The 23,621-nt window shown below is 57.7% G+C and carries 20 protein-coding genes, 2 tRNA genes and 1 riboswitch; of the genes, 11 read left to right on the top strand and 11 right to left on the bottom strand.

Features of this window, described 5'->3' with window-relative positions; translation table 11 throughout:
* Positions 1 to 7: 7 nt before the first annotated feature.
* Positions 8 to 1,147 (top strand): alkane 1-monooxygenase, encoded by a 1,140-nt coding sequence (locus tag LC094_RS09040; RefSeq protein ID WP_226552022.1) that lies wholly within the window; start codon positions 8 to 10, stop codon positions 1,145 to 1,147.
* 94 nt (positions 1,148 to 1,241) lie between these two features.
* Here the strand turns inward: LC094_RS09040 and LC094_RS09035 are convergent, their stop codons facing one another.
* From LC094_RS09035 to LC094_RS09025, 3 genes are all read right to left on the bottom strand, one after another.
* A complete protein-coding gene (locus LC094_RS09035; protein ID WP_226552020.1) occupies positions 1,242 to 2,342 on the bottom strand; it encodes a site-specific DNA-methyltransferase in 1,101 nt (366 codons plus the stop codon).
* Positions 2,343 to 2,456: 114 nt separating this feature from the next.
* Positions 2,457 to 3,095 (bottom strand): ribonuclease HII, encoded by a 639-nt coding sequence (locus tag LC094_RS09030; RefSeq protein ID WP_226552018.1) that lies wholly within the window; start codon positions 3,093 to 3,095, stop codon positions 2,457 to 2,459.
* A gap of 123 nt (positions 3,096 to 3,218) precedes the next feature.
* A complete protein-coding gene (locus tag LC094_RS09025; protein WP_226552016.1) occupies positions 3,219 to 3,695 on the bottom strand; it encodes a hypothetical protein in 477 nt (158 codons plus the stop codon).
* Positions 3,696 to 3,869: 174 nt separating this feature from the next.
* Between LC094_RS09025 and LC094_RS09020 the strand changes: the two genes are divergently transcribed.
* The 3 genes from LC094_RS09020 to LC094_RS09010 all read left to right on the top strand — a co-directional run bounded on the left by LC094_RS09020 (position 3,870) and on the right by LC094_RS09010 (position 7,234).
* Positions 3,870 to 4,157 (top strand): hypothetical protein, encoded by a 288-nt coding sequence (locus LC094_RS09020; protein ID WP_226552014.1) that lies wholly within the window; start codon positions 3,870 to 3,872, stop codon positions 4,155 to 4,157.
* Positions 4,129 to 4,827, top strand: coding sequence for a winged helix-turn-helix domain-containing protein (locus LC094_RS09015; RefSeq protein ID WP_226552013.1), 699 nt, complete (start codon positions 4,129 to 4,131; stop codon positions 4,825 to 4,827). Before LC094_RS09020 ends, LC094_RS09015 begins: the two co-directional genes overlap by 29 nt.
* A gap of 118 nt (positions 4,828 to 4,945) precedes the next feature.
* Positions 4,946 to 7,234, top strand: coding sequence for a methyl-accepting chemotaxis protein (locus LC094_RS09010; RefSeq protein WP_226552011.1), 2,289 nt, complete (start codon positions 4,946 to 4,948; stop codon positions 7,232 to 7,234).
* Between the two features lie 48 nt (positions 7,235 to 7,282).
* Here LC094_RS09010 and LC094_RS09005 read toward each other — a convergent pair.
* Positions 7,283 to 7,359, bottom strand: a tRNA-Arg gene (locus tag LC094_RS09005).
* Positions 7,360 to 7,622: 263 nt separating this feature from the next.
* On the opposite strand from LC094_RS09005, the gene LC094_RS09000 reads away from it, so the two are divergent.
* Both LC094_RS09000 and ilvD read left to right on the top strand, forming a co-directional pair.
* Positions 7,623 to 8,681 carry a LacI family DNA-binding transcriptional regulator gene (locus tag LC094_RS09000; protein ID WP_226552009.1) on the top strand — a complete coding sequence of 353 codons (1,059 nt, stop codon included), beginning with the start codon at positions 7,623 to 7,625 and terminating at the stop codon, positions 8,679 to 8,681.
* Positions 8,682 to 8,828: 147 nt separating this feature from the next.
* A complete protein-coding gene (ilvD, locus tag LC094_RS08995) occupies positions 8,829 to 10,673 on the top strand; it encodes a dihydroxy-acid dehydratase (RefSeq protein WP_226552264.1) in 1,845 nt (614 codons plus the stop codon).
* A 71-nt stretch (positions 10,674 to 10,744) separates the two neighbouring features.
* Here the strand turns inward: ilvD and LC094_RS08990 are convergent, their stop codons facing one another.
* Positions 10,745 to 11,656: an META domain-containing protein gene (locus tag LC094_RS08990; RefSeq protein ID WP_226552007.1), complete on the bottom strand. Its 912-nt coding sequence runs from the start codon at positions 11,654 to 11,656 to the stop codon at positions 10,745 to 10,747.
* A gap of 144 nt (positions 11,657 to 11,800) precedes the next feature.
* Positions 11,801 to 11,905: riboswitch (TPP riboswitch) on the top strand.
* Positions 11,906 to 11,949: 44 nt separating this feature from the next.
* Here LC094_RS08990 and thiB point away from each other — a divergent pair.
* From thiB to LC094_RS08975, 3 genes are read left to right on the top strand one after another with little or no spacing between them, the layout of a single operon-like run.
* A complete protein-coding gene (thiB, locus tag LC094_RS08985) occupies positions 11,950 to 12,924 on the top strand; it encodes a thiamine ABC transporter substrate binding subunit (RefSeq protein WP_226552005.1) in 975 nt (324 codons plus the stop codon).
* Positions 12,900 to 14,444, top strand: coding sequence for a thiamine/thiamine pyrophosphate ABC transporter permease ThiP (locus tag LC094_RS08980; RefSeq protein WP_226552003.1), 1,545 nt, complete (start codon positions 12,900 to 12,902; stop codon positions 14,442 to 14,444). Before thiB ends, LC094_RS08980 begins: the two co-directional genes overlap by 25 nt.
* On the top strand, positions 14,437 to 15,132 hold the full coding sequence (locus LC094_RS08975; protein WP_226552001.1) for a thiamine ABC transporter ATP-binding protein: 696 nt from the start codon (positions 14,437 to 14,439) through the stop codon (positions 15,130 to 15,132). Before LC094_RS08980 ends, LC094_RS08975 begins: the two co-directional genes overlap by 8 nt.
* A gap of 48 nt (positions 15,133 to 15,180) precedes the next feature.
* Here LC094_RS08975 and LC094_RS08970 read toward each other — a convergent pair whose 3' ends face one another.
* From LC094_RS08970 to dapF, 6 genes are all read right to left on the bottom strand, one after another.
* Complete coding sequence (locus LC094_RS08970) at positions 15,181 to 15,999, bottom strand: cytochrome c1 (RefSeq protein WP_226552000.1); 819 nt, start codon at positions 15,997 to 15,999, stop codon at positions 15,181 to 15,183.
* A 17-nt stretch (positions 16,000 to 16,016) separates the two neighbouring features.
* Positions 16,017 to 17,330: a cytochrome b gene (gene petB, locus LC094_RS08965; RefSeq protein ID WP_226551998.1), complete on the bottom strand. Its 1,314-nt coding sequence runs from the start codon at positions 17,328 to 17,330 to the stop codon at positions 16,017 to 16,019.
* Between the two features lie 11 nt (positions 17,331 to 17,341).
* Complete coding sequence (petA, locus tag LC094_RS08960; protein WP_226551996.1) at positions 17,342 to 17,905, bottom strand: ubiquinol-cytochrome c reductase iron-sulfur subunit; 564 nt, start codon at positions 17,903 to 17,905, stop codon at positions 17,342 to 17,344.
* A 244-nt stretch (positions 17,906 to 18,149) separates the two neighbouring features.
* Positions 18,150 to 18,803, bottom strand: coding sequence for a glutathione S-transferase (locus LC094_RS08955; RefSeq protein WP_226551995.1), 654 nt, complete (start codon positions 18,801 to 18,803; stop codon positions 18,150 to 18,152).
* The gene (gene mtaB, locus LC094_RS08950; protein WP_226551993.1) at positions 18,800 to 20,059 is read right to left on the bottom strand and encodes a tRNA (N(6)-L-threonylcarbamoyladenosine(37)-C(2))-methylthiotransferase MtaB; all 1,260 of its coding nucleotides are present in this window, start codon (positions 20,057 to 20,059) and stop codon (positions 18,800 to 18,802) included. Before mtaB ends, LC094_RS08955 begins: the two co-directional genes overlap by 4 nt.
* Positions 20,059 to 20,895 (bottom strand): diaminopimelate epimerase, encoded by an 837-nt coding sequence (gene dapF, locus LC094_RS08945; RefSeq protein ID WP_226551992.1) that lies wholly within the window; start codon positions 20,893 to 20,895, stop codon positions 20,059 to 20,061. The genes mtaB and dapF overlap by 1 nt, the downstream gene beginning before the upstream one ends.
* Positions 20,896 to 21,009: 114 nt before the next feature.
* Here dapF and LC094_RS08940 point away from each other — a divergent pair.
* Positions 21,010 to 21,085: transfer RNA gene (locus LC094_RS08940), tRNA-Lys, on the top strand.
* Between the two features lie 609 nt (positions 21,086 to 21,694).
* Entirely contained in the window at positions 21,695 to 23,587 is a 1,893-nt protein-coding gene (locus LC094_RS08935; RefSeq protein WP_226551990.1) for a DEAD/DEAH box helicase family protein, read from the top strand.
* Positions 23,588 to 23,621: the final 34 nt, after the last annotated feature.

The raw sequence follows: 23,621 nt of genomic DNA, 5'->3' as shown, positions 1-23,621 counted from the left end.
TGATCCGATGAATATGGCCCAAATCAGTTTTCGAAATGCGATCCCCTTTTGGCTATCGCTCACCCTTGTGCCCTTGATCTGGCTCGGTGCGATTGTCGGCGGTTGGACGGTCATCATTGTGCCGCTTTACGCATGGTACATGTTCGGCTTTCTCGACGGCATTTTAGGTCTCAACACCGACAATCCAGACCCGAACACAGCCGAAAGCGAGCTTTTCTGGTATCGTGCCATCACGATCATCTGGTTCCCGGTGCAATTCGTGAACATCTTTGGGCTGATCTGGTTCGTGACCCACACGGATCACCTCTCAGTGCTGGAAACCCTCGTGGTGTTCTTTGGCCTCGGCGTTTCCTCCGGCACGACCGGCATGGTTTATGCCCATGAGCTTTGCCATCAGCGTAACAATATGGAGCGTTGGCTGGGCGATCTTTTGTTGGCCTCCGTCCTCTATTCCCATTTCCGCACCGAGCATCTGTTGGTCCACCACAAACATGTCGGCACGCGGCGCGATGCGGTGACGGCGCTCTATAATGAGGGCTTTCATCACTATTTCTTCCGTGTGCTGCGCGAATGTCCGCGGTCAGCTTGGGAGGCGGAAAAAGCATTGCTTGCGCGCAGAGGCTTGTCGGCTTGGCATCCGCGCAATCCGCATTTCCGCTATTGGACGCTTCAGATCATGATGCTGATCTTGGCCGTCCTGATTGGTGGTGTGCCGGGGCTATTGCTCTTTGTCTGGCAGGCCATCGTGGCGATTTGGCAGTTGGAACTCACCAATTACGTCGAACATTACGGCCTCACCCGGCGACACCTTGGCGACGGTAAATACGAACACGTGAAACCGCACCATAGCTGGAACGCGGCGCATATGGCGACGAATTGGCTGCTGATCAATCTGCAACGCCATTCGGATCACCATTACAAACCTGACCGGCGCTTTCCGCTCTTACAAAACTACGACGAGACCGAAGCGCCGCAACTGCCCTATGGCTATACGGTCATGGGCGTGGCCGCGATGGTGCCTCCCGTCTGGCGCCGACTGATGAACCCGAAGGTCAAAGCCTGGCGCAAGCGCTACTATCCCGATCTGGCGACATTTGCCGATTGGGAGCCCTATAAAAACGGCACCAATCCCCTGCCAAGGCTTTAAAAAAAGCCCCGCTGATAAGACAGCGGGGCAGAAGGTGGTGCCGCGAAGTCAGGCCGCAGGCACCAGGCGGTAACTTTGAATTTTATTGAGAGACTTACTGCATCTCCGCGCGGATTTGCTGGCGCAGCACGTCAATGGGGACGTGTTTGCCATCGCGCTTAAAGGTCCAATAGGTCCAGCCGTTGCAAGAGGGCGCACCTTCGAGATGAGCGCCAACCTGGTGGATCGAGCCCTTCACATCATTGGCGACCAGCGTCCCGTCGGCGCGCACTTTGGCAGTACGACGACCATTCATGGAGACAAGCTCCTCACCCGGACGCAGCATGCCACGTTCGACAAGCTGACCAAAGGGCACACGCGGCTCAGCGCGTTTCGAGGTGGAAACGCGCAGCGCGTCCTTGTCGAATTTGCGCACGGAGGCGATGCGTTTGGCGGCCACCTCACGGTATTTTTCTTCGCGCTCGATGCCGATGAACTCACGGCCAAGCATCTTGGCGACCGCGCCGGTGGTGCCCGTGCCGAAGAACGGATCGAGGATCACGTCGCCCGGATTGGTGGTGCCGACGATCACGCGGTGCAACAGGCTCTCGGGCTTTTGCGTCGGGTGGGCCTTGTCGCCGTTGTCGTCTTTCAGGCGCTCGCCGCCATTGCAGATCGGCAGAACCCAGTCGGAGCGCATCTGGATGCCCTCGTTCAGAGATTTCAGCGCTTCGTAGTTAAACGTGTATTTCGCGGCCTCTGCCTTCGACGCCCAGATCAGCGTCTCATGCGCATTGGTCAGACGCTTGCCCCGGAAATTCGGCATCGGGTTGGATTTGCGCCACACGACGTCGTTCAGAATCCAGTAGCCCTGATTCTGAAGCTCAGCGCCGAGGCGGAAGACGTTGTGATAGGAGCCGATCACCCAAATCGCACCATTCGGTTTGAGAATGCGCCGCGCGGCCTTGAGCCACTCACGGGTGAAATCGTCGTAAACCTTGAAGCTGTCGAACTGATCCCACGCGTCGTCGACCGCATCCACTTTGGAATTGTCCGGACGGTGCAGATCACCCCGAAGTTGCAGGTTATAGGGTGGATCGGCGAAAATCAGGTCGACGCTTTCCTCGGGAAGAGCGTTCATCACCTCGATGCAATCACCGGACAATATCTCATTGAGAGGGAGCGCGTTGGCCCCCTTGCGGATGGTATTCTTCATGTTCTGCCTCATATCGCGCCCCTTAAGGGACGTCGTTTTAACGCGCCATTTTTGACGTCATTTATGGGCCTAAAGATGAGTCATCCGGGATTCGCAGTCAATTTCTTTTTCGAATCAGTCACTTATGTTTTTACCTTGATACAAGATATTGTGTACAGGTTTGAACGAACGTCTATGGAGCGGGGTCACACCAAAATCTCGCAAGCCTTCGAGATGCACCTTGGTCCCATAACCTGCGTTTTTCTCCCAGCCATAGCCGGGGTACTGTTGCGCCAAATCCACCATAAGGCGATCACGCCATATTTTTGCCACAATTGAAGCCGCCGAAATCGACAAAGAGCGTGCATCACCTTTGACGATGGCCTCGGCATCAAGCCCGAACGCCGGCGGCACCTTGTTGCCATCGACCAGCACATAGTCCGCCTTGACCTTGAGCCCGGCCACCGCCCGCTCCATCGCCCGCAAGGACGCCTGAAGGATATTGATCTCGTCGATCTCCTCGACGGAACAGGAGGCGATGGAGACATCGGCCTTCGTGAAAATCTCGGTATAGAGCGCTTCGCGTCGCTTCGCGGTCAGTGCTTTGGAATCGTTGAGGCCTTCGGGGATGTGATCCGGGTCTAGCCACACGGCTGCGGCCACCACGGGACCGGCCAAGGGGCCACGCCCCACCTCATCCACGCCAACGATACGGGTGTAGCCACGCCGCAAAGCGGCCTCTTCGAAACTGTAATCAGGGATCGGTTTTGTCATACCCCTGTGAAGCCGAAGCCTGAGAGAGGCGCAAGAAAAAAGCGGGTGGGACGCATGAACCCACCCGCAAGTTGACGCGACACATGGGGACATGAAACCGCGTATCTGCTCGATTTTTATAACTCAGCGTCGGCTGTAACCGTGGTCGCGATCACGATCACGGTCGATGCGGTAGCCGAAATTGTTCAGGCAACCGACGTCATAGGCATCCTGTTTGCCCTGACGGGTTTGCACACGGGTCTCACAGGCGCGCGGCAAATGCACACGGGCCTTTTTAGGGGTTTGGCGTTCGATACAGTTCTCCAAAGCCACCAGACGGTGTTTGTTGCCATAGCCCGCACTCACGACACATTGGTTCGGAATGCGATACTCATGCCCCCAGTCCCGCCCGGGGGTGCGGTCCTTGTCGGGGCGTGGCTGGGTGACTTTGACTTTATTGTCGTTCCTGTCATCCAGCGCCTTGCCGATGACAAAGAGGGTCAAAAGCCCGCCCAGCGCCAAAGCGGCGTCATTGTCTCCGGCGCGTGCCGGTGCGGCGGAAATGCCAGCGGTGGCAATGGAAAGCGCAAGCAGCCCTGCGGTGAATTTGGTCAGTCTCATCGGTCGTCCTTTCAAAGCCTGCGGCCCGCCTTTTCGAGGGCTGAGCACGTTGATGGGACGGTGATGGCCGGTTTTGGGAAAATCGCTCAATAACAGCGGACTGTCATTGGATAACAGGTGGCAAAACTGGCTTTGCTATTGAATAACATCCGCGAAACTCACAGGATCGCGAGCATGAAAAAGCACCTTCTCCCCCTCATTGTTGCGCTCGCCACCCTGCCCGGTCTGGCCAGCGCCTCCTGTTACGCCAGCTACAAAGCCAAGCGTGACAATCCGCTCAAGCTGCACTTCGGCGTGGCCGAGGTGGGCGACCAGCACTGCTCGAAAAAAGCGGCGGCACAGGCGATTGGCCCGCGGCTTGAGAAAGAGGGCTGGCATCTTCTCTCCATCGTCGCGATGATCCCCGAAGAGAAACTGGGCGAGGTCAAAGCCGATGCTGGCGACTATTTCCTCCGATACTGACAGCCGCAAAGTATCGCGCGTGGCGATCTATGGCGTCGTGGCGATTGTCGCGATTCTGTTGATCGCCGCCGTGTTGCTGTTCGTGAACCTGCCGGACGCCAACGCGTTCAACGCGCGGGTCGAGCGGATTTTCGTTGAGAACGACCTGACCACTCAGGCGGAAATCAAATTGCTCGAAATCCTCGCGCAATCGGGCACCTCCTTTTCCGACGTGCTCAATTCCTACCGCATGGTGATTTTCGTGCTCTTGGTGTTTTCCACCGCGCTCTTGATCGCAGCCCTCGTGTTCCTCGTTGTGATCATCGCGCTGAACAAGCGGATGAGCGAAATAGAGAAGCGCGGGATCGAGGTCTCTTCGCTCCTGATCTCCCGCGCGGAGAACACGGTCTACCTGAACAATATGGAATTCAAACTGACCCCTGCCGCAATTGAAACCCTCTCCGTTCTGGCCGAAGCGCGTCTCGACGATGACGTCCTGTCCGGCGCTGAGATCGAAGCGGTGATTTCGGGCCGCAATTCCGCCGATTGCGACGAGGCCGCGGGTGCGACGCGGATCAAACGCCTGCGTGATACGCTTGGGAATCAGATGGTGAGCGAGTTGCTGGTCAAAAACATTGCCCGCAAAGGCTACATGCTGTCCTGCCCGCGCGATGTCATTAAAATGGTCTGAAAATACCCCCTGTTTTTCAGCATTATGACCCTTTGACCTTATAAATCTGAGACCATCTTCGCAGTCCATTAAGAGATTAGGTGCGATAACTCCCACGAATTTCGTCTTGGAGTGCGCTATGAAGATCTCGTTAAAGACCGTCTCCGGTCAACTCATCCTTGCAGCGGGTGTCATCATCTCGGTCATCGTTGTCGGCATCACCGCCTTCAATGGCCTACGTACATCTGAAAAGGTGAACGATCGCATTCTGCAAACGGCCACCGAACGGGCGGAATGGGCGGGGGATCAGGTCGGCCTTTTGGTGACCCAAGCCACCTCGACGGGTCTGGCGCTCAGCGGGATGATCGAAGGCTATGTCGGCACGGATCAGCCGCAAGGCGCCGAGATCATTTCGATGCTGGAAGATGTTCCGATGCAATTCGAGAATCTCTATTCCTCCTGGATGTCAGCGGTGCCCGGCGGCACGGCATCGACCTTGATCGGTGGCCCAGACGGCTTGAACGCGGACAGCATCTTCACGCCGTACTGGACCAAAAACGACTCGGGCGGCCTCGACTTTCAGACCTTCACAGTTGACCCATCTCAGGAATGGTTTGCCGAACCTGTGCGCACCGGGAAAAGCCTGATCACAGAGCCCTATCAAACGGATGACGGTCAGTTGATGACATCGGTTTCGGTCCCTGTGCGGCATAACGGTGAAATCATTGGCGTTACAGGTGTCGATATCACGCTGGCACATCTGACGGAGCTTCTGTCGAACATGAAGGTGTTCGGAGACAGCCAAATGGCTTTGCTGGACAGCAATGGCAAATGGCTCGCACATCAGAATTCCGAACGCCTGATGCAAGTCTACGATGGCATCGGTCTGGAAGAGGTCAAAGCCGCGCTCGGTGACGGTCAACCCCGCATCATTCGCGGGCTGCCCGATGGCGTCATCCGGGTCGTTTATCCTTTCACGGCCAATGGCATGAACCGGACCTGGGCCACAATCCTCGATGTACCGCGCGATGTGTTCGCCGCTCCGGTGCGCCAGGAAGTTTTGATAAACGTCATCACCGGCTTGCTCATTCTGATGCTGACAATTGGCACGATCCTTCTCTCCTCTCATCGCAAAGTCCGCCTGCCCTTGGCCACGATGCTCAAGGATGTGAATGCGCTGGCCGACGGCAATTATGAACAAGACGTCTCGGGTACGACGCGTCGTGACGAGATCGGCGCCATGGCGCATTCTCTCGAAAGCCTTCGGAAGACGCTCTACGCCAATCGAGATTTGGAAAAAGAACAGCAACGTCTGAGAGAAGATGCCGAAAAAGCACGCGCGGACCATGCTGCGAATGAAGAACGTCAACGCGAAGAAGCAGCGGAACGCGAACGCCAGGAGCGTTTGCGCGAACAACAAGAGCGGGACGCGAAAGAGGCCAGCCTTCGCCAAGAAGAGATCGAACGTGCTGCGCGCGCAGCAGAGCTCTCCCGCGTCATTGATTTTCTCGCGACGGCCCTTCAGGGGCTGGCCGAGGGCAATATGGATGTGAAGATCGCCGAAAAATTCGACGACCAATACGACCCCCTGCGGGTCAACTTCAACCAAACCGTTGATCGCCTGTCTGAGCTCGTCTTCTCAATTGGCAATGCCACCGGTGAAATCAATGAGGGCGCCCAGCAGATCACCAGTGCAATCTCGGATCTGTCGCGCCAGACCGAAGGCAACGCCGCCACACTGGAAGAAACCGCAACCGCACTCAATGAATTGACGGCCTCCGTCCAATCTGCGGCCCAGAATGCGCATAAGGCCAATACGCTGGTCAGCGAAACCTCTGAGCAAGCGCAAAGCACTTCGAAAGTGGTTGAAGACACGGTCATGGCCATGGAAGAGATCAAAACCTCCTCGACACAAATCTCGAAAATCATCTCGGTGATCGATGACATCGCCTTCCAAACCAATCTTCTCGCGCTCAACGCTGGCGTCGAAGCAGCGCGCGCGGGAGAAGCTGGTCGTGGCTTTGCAGTCGTCGCTTCCGAAGTCCGCGAGTTGGCTCAACGCTCTTCTGGAGCGGCGCGTGAGATCAATGATCTCATTGTCAAATCCGGAAATCAGGTTCTCAATGGCGTGGAAAAGGTCAATACAACAGGCGAATCTCTGCAATTGATTTTCCAATCGATCGCGTCAATTTCGACCCTCATCCGCGACATCGCCGCATCCTCGAAAGAACAGGCCTCCGGCATTTCTGAAATTAACGAAGCCGTCAACCAGATCGACCGCGCACAACAACGCAATGCCGCCACATCGGAAGAAACCACCTCCGCCTGCACGATCCTGAGCATGCAGGCAGATACGCTTGCGGATCTCGTCGCAAAATTTCAGACCAGCCAACAATCCTCTCCGGGTACGCTCTCAAAAGCCAGCTGATGTCTAAGTCCGAACGGCCAAGAGGTCATGTCGTCTACTCAGTGAATATGGTGACCCCGGCAGGATTCGAACCTGCAACCTGCCCCTTAGGAGGGGGCTGCTCTATCCAGTTGAGCCACGGGGCCACATTGGTCTCATAGCCTCGCGGACTATCACAGCACAAGGGGTGAGGCGCGCCTTGCCGCTGAGAAATCGCACTTGCGGCTGATTGGCGCTGGCTTTGCTTCCCCAACCAAATACACACAGATGCCCCACACGGGGCATCAAATGACGGATCGCAGGAAGGGTATGAAATGTTAGCGTTAACAATTTTCATCCACGCCAGATGGACAAGGCAATTTTATGGTGTAGACTGACAGGAATTACAAACAGTTCAGAGGGTCAGGCCATGTCACAGGGTTCAGGAAACGCACCGTCGAAACGGCCGCTCACGCTTCGAGACGTCTCTGAGGCCTCCGGCGTCTCTGAAATGACCGTCAGCCGCGTGCTCCGCAACCGAGGTGATGTGTCTGAGGCGACGCGGACGAAAGTTTTGGAAGCCGCCCGCGAGCTGGGCTATGTACCGAACAAAATCGCAGGTGCCCTCGCCTCGTCGCGCGTGAACCTTGTCGCCGTGATCATCCCCTCGATGTCCAACATGGTCTTCCCCGAGGTCATGACCGGCATCAACGAAGTGCTCGAAGACACCGAACTACAACCCGTCGTCGGCATCACCAATTACAAACCCGAACGCGAAGAAGCAGTGCTCTATCAGATGCTGTCCTGGCGTCCCTCCGGTGTGATTATTGCAGGGCTCGAGCATACCGAAGCCGCCAAGGCGATGATGGCCGCCGCCGGAATTCCGATTGTGGAAATCATGGACACCGATGGCGAGGCGATCGACGCCGCCGTTGGCATTTCGCATCGTCGTGCGGGCCGCAAAATGGCGCAGGCCATCGTCGACGCGGGCTACAAACGGATCGGGTTTCTCGGCACCAAAATGCCGCTCGACCACCGCGCCCGCAAACGTTTCGAGGGGTTCACAGAAGTGCTCGCGAAATCCGGTCTCGAGATTGCCGACAGTGAATTCTACTCCGGCGGCTCCGCACTTAAAAAAGGCCGCGAGATGACCGAGACCATTCTCAAACGCAACGAAGAAGACCCGCTCGATTTCCTCTATTATTCCAATGACATGATCGGTGCTGGTGGGTTGATGTATTGCCTCGACAACGGCATCGACGTGCCGGGCGATATCGGCCTTGCCGGGTTCAACGGCATCGAATTTCTCGATGGTCTACCGCGCAAATTGGCGACGATGGATGCCTGCCGTGCCGAGATCGGACGCGCTGCGGCGCAGATCATCGCCAACCGGGTCGAAGATGAAAACGCAGCAGGGGGTGAGATCGTCACGCTCGAACCCTCGCTTGAATTTGGCGACACGCTCAAACGCAAGAAAAAGCTGATTTAAGCGCCAGATCACCGGATCGGCCTCGATTCAAGCAAGATTATTCATCTGCGCACATGCGGTCGTGACTGGAAATGTCGCGCCGAAAGCCTTATGCAACGTCAACCCGCCCAATAGGCGGTTCATATGACGTTACAGAAAGCCAACACCATGCCTCATTACAGATCCCGCCGCTCGACCCATGGCCGGAACATGGCCGGTGCCCGCGGCCTTTGGCGCGCGACCGGCATGACCGATGGAGATTTTGGCAAGCCAATCATCGCGGTCGTGAACTCGTTCACGCAATTCGTGCCCGGCCACGTCCACCTCAAGGACCTCGGCCAAATGGTGGCCCGCGAGATTGAAAAAGCGGGCGGTGTAGCGAAAGAGTTCAACACCATTGCGGTCGATGACGGCATTGCGATGGGCCACGACGGGATGCTCTACTCCCTGCCCTCGCGCGAAATCATCGCGGATTCGGTTGAGTATATGGTCAACGCGCACTGCGCCGATGCCATGGTCTGTATCTCCAACTGCGATAAAATCACCCCTGGCATGATGATGGCCGCGATGCGCCTCAACATTCCGGTGATCTTTGTCTCCGGTGGCCCGATGGAGGCCGGCAAGGTGCAGATCGGTGATCTCGAGCGCGCTGTGGACCTCGTCGATGCGATGGTTGCCGCCGCCGATGATCAATACACCGACGAACAGGTCGACGCGTTCGAACAAAACGCCTGCCCGACCTGTGGGTCGTGCTCTGGCATGTTCACCGCCAACTCGATGAACTGTCTGGCCGAGGCGCTGGGTCTGGCACTGCCGGGCAACGGCTCGACGCTTGCCACCCACGCGGATCGTAAGAACCTGTTCCTCGAGGCCGGGCGTAAGATCGTCGAGATCACCAAGAAGCACTACGAAGAGGAGCTGCCGGGCTACCTGCCGCGTGAGATTGCCACATTCGAAGCGTTTGAAAACGCCATGTCCCTCGATATCGCCATGGGCGGCTCGACCAACACGGTGCTGCACCTCTTGGCCATCGCCTATGAGGGCAAGGTGGATTTCACCATGCAAGACATCGACCGCCTGTCGCGCAAGGTCCCCTGCCTCTGCAAAGTCGCGCCGAACATCCATAACGTCCATATGGAAGACGTGCACCGCGCCGGTGGCATCTTCTCCATTCTGGGCGAAATGCATCGTGGCGGCTTGCTGCATGGCGATGTGCGCACCGTGCACAGCGACACGATGGCGGCGGCGATTGCCCAATGGGACATCACGGTTGCCAACAACCCCGAGGCCGAGCAGCTTTTCAAAGCGGCACCGGGCGGCGTGCGCACGACTCAGGCGTTTTCGACCGAGAACCGCTACAAGGAACTCGACACCGACCGTGAAAATGGCGTGATCCGCTCTGTGGAACATGCCTTCTCGAAAGACGGCGGTCTGGCGGTTCTGTTCGGCAACATCGCCGAGCGTGGCTGTATCGTCAAAACGGCAGGTGTGGATGAAAGCATCCTGAAATTCACTGGCACCGCCCGCGTTTACGAATCGCAAGACGATGCGGTGAACGGCGTTTTGACCCGCGAAGTGCAAGCTGGCGAAGTGGTCATCATCCGCTACGAGGGGCCGCAAGGCGGTCCGGGGATGCAGGAGATGCTCTACCCGACGTCCTATTTGAAATCCAAAGGTCTGGGCAAGAAATGCGCGCTTTTGACCGATGGCCGGTTCTCCGGCGGCACCTCGGGTTTGTCCATCGGCCACGTTTCCCCCGAAGCGGCCGAGGGTGGTTTGATCGGGCTGGTGGAAACCGGCGATACCGTCGAAATCGACATCCCGAACCGTTCGATCCAGCTTAAGGTCGATGACGCCGTGCTTGCGGCCCGTCGCGAAGAGAAAGGCCCGCTGCCGTGGAAACCTGCGGCCCCGCGTCCGCGCGCCGTTTCTACTGCGCTCAAGGCCTATGCGATGCTGGCTTCTGCGGCGGACAAAGGCGGGGTGCGCATCCTGCCGGAAGACGCGCAATAAGGCTCTAATCCAGCCCGAAAAGGGAGAACGCCGCCCCAGTCCAGGGCGGCGTTTTTCTTTATCGACTTCCTTTATCGACGTGCCGTGATCAGCGGCTCACCCTGACCGTAGAGCACAAGCGCGCCGGTCTCGTCGATGTCGAAGCGCTCCACTTTGGACAGAGCCTCCAACACACGTGCCTCCTGCTGCATCAGGGCCTCCGGGCACATCATGCGGGTCACCGCCATCTGAAGGAAACGCAGCCCCTCACCGGTCAGCTCAAAGCCACCCGTGAAGCGATTGCAGCCGGTTGACCCCGCCACGCGATCACCGTCGAATGCCAATGTGATATGGCTGGCATCAATCACGCCAGCACCTGAGACATCCTCGATCTGCCACTCTGGCCCATTCAAAAGATCCATCGTCTCCCCCGCACATCCCTGAAAACTATTGTCGCCTCGGGTCAGTGTCACGGTTTCCGGATAGGCCTGTCCAGACATGTCATCGTGACAGAGCTGCGGCGACACCGTCAGATCAAGCTCTGCGGTTTGATACGTCAGGCTTGCCTCTTCGACTTGCGCCAAAGGCCACACGCTTTCAAGGACGGTTTCGCCATAGTCCAATTCCGCCTGCATCTGGCCTTCACTCACCGAGATGCGCCAGCCTGGCTCATTGCCGCGGGCCACCCATGGCGCCTCGGACCCAGTGAGAGAACAATCCATTTCGACCCCATTCCAGCCCAAAAGCGCTTCTTCGCCCTTAATCCAGAACAGGACATCTTCCGCCTCGTTCTCATAGCGCGCGCCGGAGGCAGAGATCGTTTGAGGCAGGATCACGACACGCCCGTCCATTTCCAAAATCGCGGCCTCGTCAGCAAAGCCTGCGCGCCCCGACAGACCCTCACAGATAACTTTCGTGCCAAAGCCCACCGGCACAGAATTCGCAAAAGCGGGCGCCGACACGGTCAACGCGCCCAAACAAAAAAACAAACTGGTAACTTTCATGGCATCCTCTCACCAATTTTCATGAGATCAGACTACGCCCCTAGGTCTCACGGGTCCACCTCCGAGCCTTCAAAGAGCCGTTATGAGCCGATCCGCACATCTCATCGAAAACGCTTGAACTTCGCCACGGGCTTCCATAGCTTCGCGCCTACCTCGGGGTGCCCGTGCCAAACACGGCTGAGATGCAAACGCGAACCCGTTGAACCTGAACCGGCTAACACCGGCGGAGGGAAGGTATCAGCGATGTTCGACACGCGACCTTTTTCTTCGCCCATATGACTATGGAGCGAGCCATGAAATATGGATTGACCCTTGCGGCACTGCTGGCCGCAACCTCTGCTCAGGCAGAGACCCTCACCGTTTATGCCCCGGATTATTTCGCCTCTGAATGGGGCCCCGGTCCCGCGATCAAGGCGGCGTTTGAGGAAGAATGCGATTGCGAGCTGGAGTATATCACCGGCGATGTCCTTCCGCGCATTCGTCTTGAGGGCGCACGGACCAAGGCAGACGTGGCGATCGGCATCAACGTGGATGCGATGAAACAAGCCCGCGACACCGGCCTGTTCGCGCCTCATGGCGTGGACCTGTCGCCCCTGACCATGCCGATTGAATGGACCGATGAAACGTTTTTGCCCTTCGATTGGTCTTTCGCGGCTTTCGTTTATGACAACACAAAAATCACCAACCCGCCGAAATCCTTTCATGAGCTGGTGAATTCCGACGAAGACTGGAAAATCGCCATCCAAGACCCGCGCACCTCAAGCTCGGGCCTTACACTGGTGCTTTGGGGGCATGAGGTCTTTGGCGATGAGGTCGAAGACGCCTGGGCGAAACTGGCGCCCAAGGTGACCACCGTGACCAAAGGTTGGTCAGAGGCCTACGGCATGTTCACCGACGGTCAGGTCGACATGGTGCTCTCCTACACCGTCTCCCCCGCCTATCACATCATCGCCGAAGAGGACGAAACCAAATCCGCAGCCCTCTTCGACGAAGGGCATTACATGTCCGTCGAACTGACCGCGAAACTCGCAGGCACGGATCAGCCGGACTTGGCGGATCAATTCATGAATTTCGTCCTGTCGCCCGCGTTCCAAGGCATCATCCCGACCGCCAACTGGTCCTATCCTTCCGCGCTTCCGAAAGAGCAATGGCCCGAGGCATTTTCGCAGTTGAACTACCCCGACAAGGCAATCCTTTTGGGAGAAGACGAAGCCGCAGCCCTGCGGGATGAGGCAATTGCCGAATGGCGCAGCGCGTTTTCTCAGTAACCCTCTGGCCCGGTCTCATCGCGGCGGCGCTGGTCGCCGCCTTGAGCGTTGGCACATTGGGCGCGGTGGCATTGCGGGCGGAAAGCTTTTCCGCCCTCTCCCGTTTTGACTGGATGGCGGTGCGCTTCACAGTGGTGCAGGCACTTTTGTCCGCCGCGCTTTCCGTCCTCTTCGCCATTCCCGCCGCGCGCGCTTTGGCGCGGCGCAGCTTTCCAGGTCGCGGCCTGTTGATCACGCTTTTGGGCGCGCCTTTTATCTTGCCCACCATCGTGGCGATCCTTGGCCTGACGGCCGTGTTCGGCAATGCCGGATTTGTCTCTGTTGCGCTGAGTTGGGCTGGATTAGAGCCTATTTCGATCTACGGCTTTCACGGCGTCGTGTTGGCGCATGTGTTTTTCAACCTGCCTCTGGCGACCCGGCTTTTGCTTCAGGGGTGGGGGGCCATTCCGGCGGAAAGATTCCGTCTCGCCTCCTCGCTCCATTTCGGCCCGCGCGACATCTTTCGTCACCTCGAACTGCCGATGCTCAAAGAGATTGTCCCCGGCGCCTTCACCGTCATTTTCCTGATCTGCACCACCTCCTTTGCCATCGCGCTCACCTTTGGCGGCGGCCCCAAGGCGACAACAGTCGAACTCGCGATCTATGAGGCGTTTCGCTATGACTTCAACCTTGGCAAAGCCTCGCTTTTGGCCCTGATCCAAGTGGTGATCTGCGCTGTCGCGGCGACAGCCTCTTTGAAATTTCGCGTGCCACAGATGGGGTCCGGCGGGCTTCGTCGCGTGGTGCAACGCTTCGACGCCCACAACGCTCCGGCTCGGGCGCTCGATATGCTCTGGGTTGGCCTGATCAGTGTCTTTCTTTTGACGCCCCTGCTCGCCATCACCTTGCGTGGCGCGCCCGGCCTGATCGACCTGCCCGGTTCTGTCTGGTCTGCGGCCTTGCGGTCGATTTTGACGGCCATCGGCTCCGCGTTTCTGGCAATCTTCATGTCCCTGACACTTGCGCTCGCCGCGCTTCGGTTTCGTAGCCTTGAGATCATTGGCATGTCCTCCATCGCCGCCTCTCCGCTTGTGATGGGCACGGGGCTTTACATCGTGCTCTTTGCGATTACCGATCCCGCCGATTGGGCGCTGCCGATCACGGCGCTGGTCAATGCTGTGATGTCGATGCCCTTTATCTTGCGCGCTTTGGGTCCGGCTTTGAGTGGCGCAGAGCGTGACTACGGGCGCCTGTCTGACAGTCTTGGTTTGACTGGTTTCAGCCGGGTTCGGCTCGTTCTTTTGCCACGCCTACGTGTGCCCATGGGGTTCTCTGCCGGGCTTGCTGCCGCGCTTTCGATGGGGGATTTAGGCGTGATTGCTCTCTTTGCCCGCCCAGAGGCCGCGACGCTCCCTTTGCAAATTTATCGCCTCATGGGGTCTTACCGCATGGACCAGGCGATGGGTGCGGCTTTGCTGCTTTTGGGGCTGAGTTTGGCTCTGTTTTACATCTTCGATCTTTGGGGGAGACGCCGTGCTTGAGCTTCGATCCATCCGCCTGACACAGGGGGATTTCACCCTCTCTGCTGACTTTTCGATCCCCAACGGCGCCCGTGTCGCCATCATCGGTCCATCTGGCGCGGGGAAATCCACGCTGTTGTCGCTCATCGGCGGATTCGAGGTGCCGGACGCGGGCGCAATGCTTTGGGATGGGAAAGACGTGACACAGGCCCTGCCCCACGCGCGGCCGATCTCGCATCTGTTTCAGGACAACAACCTCTTTGCCCATATGACAGCGGCGCAGAATGTCGGGCTTGGGATCAGGCCCAACCTGCGCCTGAGCAAAGCGGAGCAAGAGCGTGTGTCCGAAGCACTGAGTGCCGTCGGTCTCGCAGGTATGGAGACACGCCGCCCTGCGGAGCTGTCTGGCGGGCAACAGAGCCGTGTGGCGCTCGCACGGGTGTTGGTGCAGGAAAAGCCTCTGATCCTGCTGGATGAGCCGTTTTCCGCACTGGGACCGGCGATGCGGGGTGAGATGATCGGATTGGCCAAAGAAGTCAGCGAGAAACTCGGTGCGACCATGTTGATGGTCACCCATGACATCGCGGATGTGGACCGCTTCGCCAATCTGGTGATCTGGATCGAGGACGGGCATGGCCAGCCACCCAGAGACTGGGCAGAGATGAAAACCGATCCGCCAGAAGGGCTCAAAGCCTACATTGGACCATGAAAAAAGCGCCCCGATTTGGGGCGCTTTCTCATTCGAACCAACTCTAACTCAGAGCGTGGTCTTTTTGCCTTTGTGCGGCGCCCAAAGCTTTTTGTTCGTCAGGTACAAAAGCGAGGTCAGGATCACAAGGAAGGTCACGGCGACAAAACCGGCTTTCTTGCGGGCCATCATCTTGGGCTCAGCCGCCCACATCAGGAAGGCTGCGATGTCTTCGGCTTCATGGTGCAGCTCATTGGAGTGACCGTCAGCAAATTCGACGTCCTCACCATAAAGCGGCGGAGCCATGGCGATCCAACCGGTCGAGAAGGCGGTGTTCTCGTAATAGGTGGTGCCAGCTTCGACTTTCTCCTCGCCGGTGTAGCCGGTGAGAATGGCGACGATATACTCGGGGCCACCAATGCCTTTGAGGAACTGGTTGATCCCCGTGCCCGCCGGACCGTGGAAGCCCGCACGCGCCTTCGCCATCAGCGACAGGTCCGGTGCGTTTTGCGCATTGTTGGCCGGGAAGTGGTCGTTCTCGGTCAGCGGACGCGCAGCGCCTTCGTCATAGTCGAAGAGATGCATGTTGGAGGCTTCGTCAGCGACCAAAAGCTGGGACGCATAGGCGCGCACCTGATCTTCGGGAAGCTGCGGGCCACCTTCATCCGCGAGGGTGCGGATCGGCACGAATTTCATGCCGTGACAGGAGGAGCAGACCTCAGTGTAGATCTGCAGACCGCGCTGAAGCTGCATCTGGTCGTATTTGCCAAACGGGCCCTCGAAGGAGAAGTCCACGTCATGGATATGCCCACCTTCGCCAGCGGCCAGAGCGGCCGTGGCAGAAAGACCCAAAGCGGTGAGGGCGGAGAGGGTGAGGTTCTTGATCATTGTCCCTGTTTCCTTTCTCACTCTGCCGCGCCCGGGTAGTGGGACGCGAAATCTTCTTCGATAGAGGCCGGCAGCGGGGCCGGTTTCTCGAGCACACCCAGAAGCGGGAGGATCACGAAGAAGTAGGCGAACCAATAGGTTGCGCCGATCAGCGAGATATACGGGTAGATGCCGTCGGTCGGCATGGCGCCAACCCACATCAGCACGACGAAGTCCACGGCCAGAAGCCAGAACCACCATTTGAAGCTCGGACGGTATTTGCCCGAACGCACGGACGAGGTGTCCAGCCACGGCACGAGGGCCATGGCGATGATGGCGCCGAACATGGCGAGCACACCGAAGAACTTCGCATCGACGATGCCGCCGGTGAGCATGGACACGAGTTGTACGGCCCAAACGTCAGCGGTGAAGGCACGCAGGATCGCGTAGAACGGCAGGAAGTACCATTCCGGCACGATGTGAGCAGGCGTCGAAAGCGGGTTGGCTTCGATGTAGTTGTCCGGGTGGCCGAGGTAGTTCGGCATGAAACCGACAACCGCGAAGAAAGCGATCAGAACCACGCCCAGGGCGAAGAGGTCTTTGATCACGAAATACGGCCAGAACGGCAGCGTGTCTTTTTCCGCTTCGGCTTTCGAGGTGCGGCGCACTTCAACACCCGTGGGGTTGTTGTTGCCGGTGTTGTGGAAGGCCCAGATGTGCACGATCACCAGACCTGCGATCACGAAGGGCAGGAGGTAGTGCAGCGAGAAGAAGCGGTTCAGCGTGGCGTTGTCCACGGCCGGTCCGCCCAGAAGCCAGGTCTGGATCGGCTCGCCGATGAACGGGATCGCGCCGAAGAGGCCGGTGATCACGGTCGCGCCCCAGAAGGACATCTGACCCCAGGGCAGAACGTAGCCCATAAAGCCGGTCGCCATCATCAGGAGGTAGATGATCATGCCGATGATCCAGGTGATCTCGCGCGGCGCCTTGTAAGACCCGTAGTAGAGACCGCGGAAAATGTGCAGATACACAGCGAAGAAGAACAGCGACGCGCCGTTGGCGTGCAGGTAACGCAGCATATGGCCGCCGTTCACGTCACGCATGATGTGTTCGACAGAGGCGAAAGCCAGATCGACATGCGGGGTGTAGTGCATCACCAGAACAATACCGGTGACAATCTGAAGCGCGAGGCAGAAGGCGAGCACAATGCCCCAGATCCACATCCAGTTCAGGTTTTTCGGGGTCGGGATCATCAGCGTGTTATAGATCAGGCCGATGATCGGAAGCCGTCTTTCGACACCTTTGGTGAGTGTCGTCTTCGGCTCGTAATGGTCGTGCGGAATACCAGACATAAGTTCCTCCCTTAGCCCAGAACAATCTCGGTGTCGCCGTCGAAGGCGGCAACCGGAACCGGAAGGTTCTCGGGCGCCGGCCCTTTGCGGATACGACCGGAGGTATCGTAGTGAGAGCCGTGACAGGGGCAGAACCAGCCGCCAAAGTCACCGGCGCCATCGCCCAGCGGCACACAGCCGAGGTGAGTACACACGCCCATCATCACCAGCCATTCGCCAGCTTCGTCCATGGTGCGGTTCTGATCTTCGGCATCGAGCGTCGCGTCTTTGTTGTCGTTCCGAGCAACCGGGTCGACCAGCTCGTCCATGGTCACCGCACGCGCCGCGTCGATTTCATCCTGGGTGCGCCGACGGATGAACACCGGCTTGCCGCGCCACTTGACGGTCAGCTGCGTGCCGACCTCGATCCCGCTGATATCAACGCGGATCGAGCTCAACGCCTGAACGTCTGCGGAGGGGTTCATCTGGTTGACCAGCGGCCAGACTACGGCACCAGCGGCAACTGCACCTGCGCCACCAGTGGCGTAGTACAGGAAATCGCGTCGGGTGCCTTCGTGTTCATCTACGTGGGACACTGCAATTCTCCAATTTCTTCGGCCGGTCCTCCCCGGCCAATGCATGAGAGGCCGCAGTTTTCCCGCAGCCCTTCGCAGGCGGTTTTAGCGAGCGCAGGCGCTCACGTCTAGCATTCAATGAATTGTGAACACGCGCGATCTGTCGCGGTGTGGTGTCTTGGGGACAGATAAGATACATCTCCGAGATACCTATATTCGCCAACACGGATGCGATTTGCGGGTAACTCGTGTTTTTCGTTGAATATCAATTCAATGAAATGGCCGGGAAAATCACCGGATCACCTCCCGGCTGCCATTTTTCATATTTCAGCATAATCTGCGCAAACCGTTCTGACGCCAGAAACCGCGCCAACCATCCCTGAATCCCCGCCCAATCCTCATGCTCGAACCATGCCCGGTCCACCATGGCGAATTGTCGCACGAAGGTGATCGTCGCCAGATCGGCGAAGCTGGGTCGATCTCCATAAAGCCAAAGACGCTCGCGAAGCTGTTCGTCCACCTGTCTCAGAATGGCGGCTGCCTTCTCTCGCTCGGCCAGCGGCTCCACCCCCTCGTACCGCGTCTCATATTTGTAGCGGTCCAGTGCGACCTTGAACGGGCCTTCGATCTGCGCGATCCACTCTTCGCCCTCGGGCGGCATATCGAGAAGCCCCTCAGGGTCGTTCTGCGCCAGCGCCCAATCCATGATCTCGCGACTTTCCTCGATCACGCCGGTCATCACGCCGGTCTCGGTGATCAGCACGGGCACGGTGCCCTTCGGCGAGGCCGCAAGCATCTCCTGTGGCTTGTCACGAAGCACCACTTCGCGCAGCTCGACCTCAAGTCCCACCGAAGCAATCGCAAGCCGCGCCCGCATCGCATAGGGACAGCGGCGAAAGGAATAGAGAATGGGTCTCATGCGGTGAGCTGCGTGCCTTTGACGCCTGTGATCACGGCTTTGAGGATCGCGCCTTCGTCTTGAGCTGTCTCGAAACTCACCTCGGTGAACTGTTCCGTCCGCCCCATATGCGGGTTTTCCATCAGGATCACATGCTCACGGCCAATTTGAGCCTCAAGATGCTTTTGCACCTGCTCATCCCCCACGGCCCGAAGCCGCGCCGCACGGTCGCGGATCACTTTGCCGTTCACCTGACGCGGGATTTTCGCGGCGGGCGTGCCTTCGCGTTTAGAATAGGGAAAGACGTGCAGCCACGTGAGGTCGCAATCGGTCACCAGTTTGATCGAATTCTCGAACTGCGCTTCGGTCTCCGTCGGGAAGCCCGCGATGATGTCGGCACCAAAGGTCATTTCTGGCCGAAGTTTGCGCGCGTCTTCGCAAAACCGGATCGCATCGTCGCGCAGGTGCCGCCGCGCCATGCGTTTCAGAATCAAATCGTCGCCATGCTGCAAAGACAGGTGCAGATGCGGCATCAAACGCGACTCAGTTGCGATTGCCTGCATCAGCATCTCGTCGGCCTCGATGGAATCAATCGACGAAATCCTGAGCCGCGGCAGGTCCGGCACCAGTTTCAAAATCCTCATCACCAGATCGCCCAAACGCGGAGTGGCCGGCAAATCCGCCCCCCAAGACGTCAGATCGACCCCCGTGAGCACGACCTCGTTGAAGCCCTTATCCACCAGCCGCTTAATCTGATCGACCACGACACCGGCGGGCACAGAGCGCGAATTGCCCCGGCCATAGGGAATGATGCAAAACGTACAGCGGTGATCGCAGCCGTTTTGCACCTGCACATAGGCCCGGTGCCGCCCGAAACCGTCGATGAGGTGCCCGGCGGTTTCCGTCACCGACATGATATCATTGACCTGCACACGTTCGGTGTCGCCGATAAAATTCGGCCCCATGTTCTGCCAGGTCTCGGGCTGCATCTTTTCCGTGTTGCCGATCACCAAATCGACCTCGCCCATCGTGGCAAAGGTCTCCGGCTCCGTCTGCGCCGCGCATCCGGTGACGATGATCTTCGCCTCAGGGTTTTCGCGCCGCAGCTTGCGAATCTCCTGGCGGGCCTTACGCACGGCTTCGGCGGTCACGGCACAGGTGTTGACCACCACGGCGTTCTCGACCCCATTGGCCTCGGCCAGCTCTTTCATCGCCTCGGTTTCATAGGCGTTGAGGCGACAGCCGAGTGTCGCAAAAATCGGGGGATTGGCGGACATCAGACGCGCTCCAAGAAAGACGTGTCGAACTCCGCCTGGAACACCAGCTGCGTCGGTCCGGTCATCCAGACGCCGTCCTCACGCCAATCGAGCGTCAGCCAGCCGCCATCGACCTCCATCCGCACCTTTTTGTCCGTCAGGCCGCGCACAGAGGCCGCCACAGCCGTCGCACAGGCCCCGGAGCCACAGGCCAGCGTGATCCCCGTGCCGCGCTCCCAGACACGCATTCTAATCTCGTCGCGGGCCCGCACTTCGGCGAACTCCACGTTCGTGCGCTGCGGGAAAAGCGGATCGTATTCGACGCGCTTGCCCCAACCGGCGACATCAACCGCTTTGATGTCCGGCACAAAGAACACCGCATGAGGATTGCCCATGCCCACCGCGACTGGCTCGCCCTCGAGCGGCAGGAAATCGGTATCGACGGGATGCGACAAAGGCACCTCGTCCCACATGCGTTGTGGATGGCCCATATTGACCGAGACTTCATCACTCGCACGTCGGGCGATCAAAATCCCCCGCTCGGTGCGAATCGTGATCTCGCCCTTCCCCGTCTCATCCAACATCAACCTCCCGACACAGCGCGTGGCATTGCCACAAGCGCCCGCACGCGATCCGTCGGAATTCCAGAAATCGAGATCAATGTCTGCGGCATCCGAGCTCCGAATCTCGGCCAGCTGATCGAAACCGACCCCACGATGGCGGTCGCCCACGGCGCGTGCCAGTTCAGCGGTGACAATCGCGTCCCGCCCCCGTGAATCAACAATCACGAAGTCATTGCCTAGCCCATGCATTTTCAGAAAAGGGAGGCGGCGGGAGGTGTCAAAATCCTGTTGCATGGGCGGGCATATAAACCTTGTCGGAACCTTTTCCAAGAAAATCTCAGTTTTGCGCTTGACGGTCCTGACCCACGACATTAAACCCCGCCGCACAGTCGATGAGACTGAGAGAGTGGGCCGTTAGCTCAGTTGGTAGAGCAACTGACTTTTAATCAGTGGGTCGCAGGTTCGAATCCTGCACGGCTCACCACTTTCTTCCTAGTGTGATGTCGGGTGACACCTGACTTGGCCATTTGTGACAGGTTTCTGTCCATTTGTGACAGAGTTTTTGTCCATTGAAGGCAATTTACCCTGTGAGCATGGCATTAATTCGATCAAGCTTTCGATTCTGCGCCGTCCCGGCGGTCAGTCATCATAGGGGCTTAGGCAACGCGGCGCCGATCAACGGCCCGTGCCAGCCGTCAAGCCGAGCAGTTGCTGCGCAGCCACGCCCTCTCATACACTGTCGTTCAACCGGCATCGAAGAAGTATTCGCTTCATCGCGGTAGCAATGTGGACAAAGCGGTCCTCGAAACGCGGCGACAATGTTGCAACTGAGCATTGAGACCTATTGGACTGATGATATTGGCCTGCACGCCGAGGCGCCCCTTGAGCATCATGCGAGGGACGCTACCGCAGCCCGACACTTGCTCTCCGTCTCTTCGATCGCGACTGGAACCTCGGCAAAACCGGGTTGTTTGTTCTAGGCTCAGGACCCATTGATCTCATCGGAAGGGCAGTCACTGCATCAGCCCCCGGGTAGCACGTCGTTGCACATTTCAACCTTCCAAATCCCTCCTGTGTGATGCAGGATCGTCCCATGAACAAATCCCTGAGATCTCTAACCTTTCCATCTGACGTTGACACCTCGAAGGATGACATCGATCAGGTGCTGATGAATCCGTGCCTTGCTCATTCGGTGTCCTATGACCGGGGTGTGGGGTATTTCACTTCAGGTTGGCTACAACGGGTGGCGACTGGGATCGCAGGTTTCGCGCAAAACGGCGGAACAATGAGACTACTGACCAGTCCTAAGCTTAAGCCTGAAGACTGGGCAGCGATCAAACAAGGCTCGGATGCGATCGACGACGAGGTGCTCCTCCAAGCGCTGAGAGAAGAGGTGGACGAACTTGCACAAAGCGCGAGTTCCAAACCCGTCCAAACACTCTCCTACATGATTGCCGAAAAGCTTCTGACTGTCCGCTTGGCCGTCCCAACCGGCAAGCTAAGTGGTGATTATCATCCCAAACTCGGAATTTTTAGGGATTATACTGGTGATAGTGTTGTGTTCCACGGTTCTCAAAATGAAACCGAGCAAGGGCGCAGAAATTTTGAAAGCCTTGACGTCTTCCTGAGCTGGGCGGACCCACGAGATGCCTCGCGGGTTGAGTCGCATCGAAAACGTTTTGAGCGGCTCTGGACTAACAGCGACCCGAATGTCCGATGCTTCGATATTCCCGAAGCCATCCGCGGCAACCTAGCGCAGTTTTATCGACCGAGCCGTCGCTCCGAACGACAAGACAAAGCTGATAGCAGGTGGCGCCACCAAGACGACGCGATTGAGTGCTTCTTGTCCAAAAAGAACGGTGTGCTTGAAATGGCTACCGGAACTGGAAAGACGCGAACCGCACTTCGCATCATCGAAAAGCTCACGTCTCTAAACTTAGTGGATACTGTCATTGTAACGATGCGGGGAAATGACCTGCTAGAACAATGGTTCCAAGCAATGGTGACGGACAGCGCCTACCGGATCTATCGCCATTTTGGTCAAAACCGGGAAGGGCCGCGATTTGTCGCCAGTCGCGGAAGGAGACTGTTGCTTGTTTCTCAAAGCTACTTGTCAGATTTCCTTTCCAGCGTTGATGGTACGTTAGAAAGAACTCTCATAATTTGTGATGAGGTGCATGGGTTCGGGTCTCCCGCGCAGGTCAGCTCTCTGACCGGATGGGTTTCTCCGATTGGATATCGATTGGGGCTGAGCGCAACACCAGAGAGAGAGTATGATGAAGTTGGAAACGGTTTCATCGAAACGGAAATCGGCCCAGTCATCTTTAAATTTGAAATTGAAGATGCAATTCGTAGGGGCATCCTGTGTGAGTTCGACTACACCGCCTTGGAGTACGAATTATCGGATGAAGATCGGGTGGAAATTCGAAACTTGATCAAACGACATCACGGAAAAAAAGCGGCGGGTGAAGTTGTAAGTGATGAAGCGCTCTATCGCGAGCTGTCACGTGTTCGAAAGGTTACGACTGAGAAGTTGGAGCCCTTCAAGGACCACCTAGCGGCAAACCCTGAGCTCTATGAGAGATCTCTGATATTCGTAGAAACACGAAAATACGGGGAACTGGTCCAGAGGTATCTTTTGGAAGCGGGCATTGTCTTTGGCACCTATTACGAAGGAGATGAGCCGCAGCGATTGTTGGATTTTGCCCAGGGGAAGCTCGATTGTTTGGTGAGTTGCCATCGCCTATCTGAAGGCATCGACATTAAATCTGTCAGGAATATTGTTCTGTTTTCATCTGCGCGGGCCAAGCTCGAAACCATCCAGCGACTTGGTCGTTGCTTGCGTACCGATCCTAGCAACGTCAATAAAAGAGCGCATGTATTGGATTTTATCGATTTCGGCGATGAAGATGACAGCGACACGACTGACATTAGACGTTATGAGTGGCTTGCTGAGCTGAGCGGGACGCGGAGGGAAGAACTATGAATGGTCCGGATCAGACCACGGCTGCACAAGAAAT

The organism is Celeribacter naphthalenivorans, from assembly GCF_020524585.1.
Classification (GTDB): Bacteria; Pseudomonadota; Alphaproteobacteria; order Rhodobacterales; family Rhodobacteraceae; genus Celeribacter; species Celeribacter naphthalenivorans.
The sequence above is the reverse complement of the archived record's forward strand: the minus strand, read 5'-3'. Positions and strand labels throughout refer to the sequence as shown.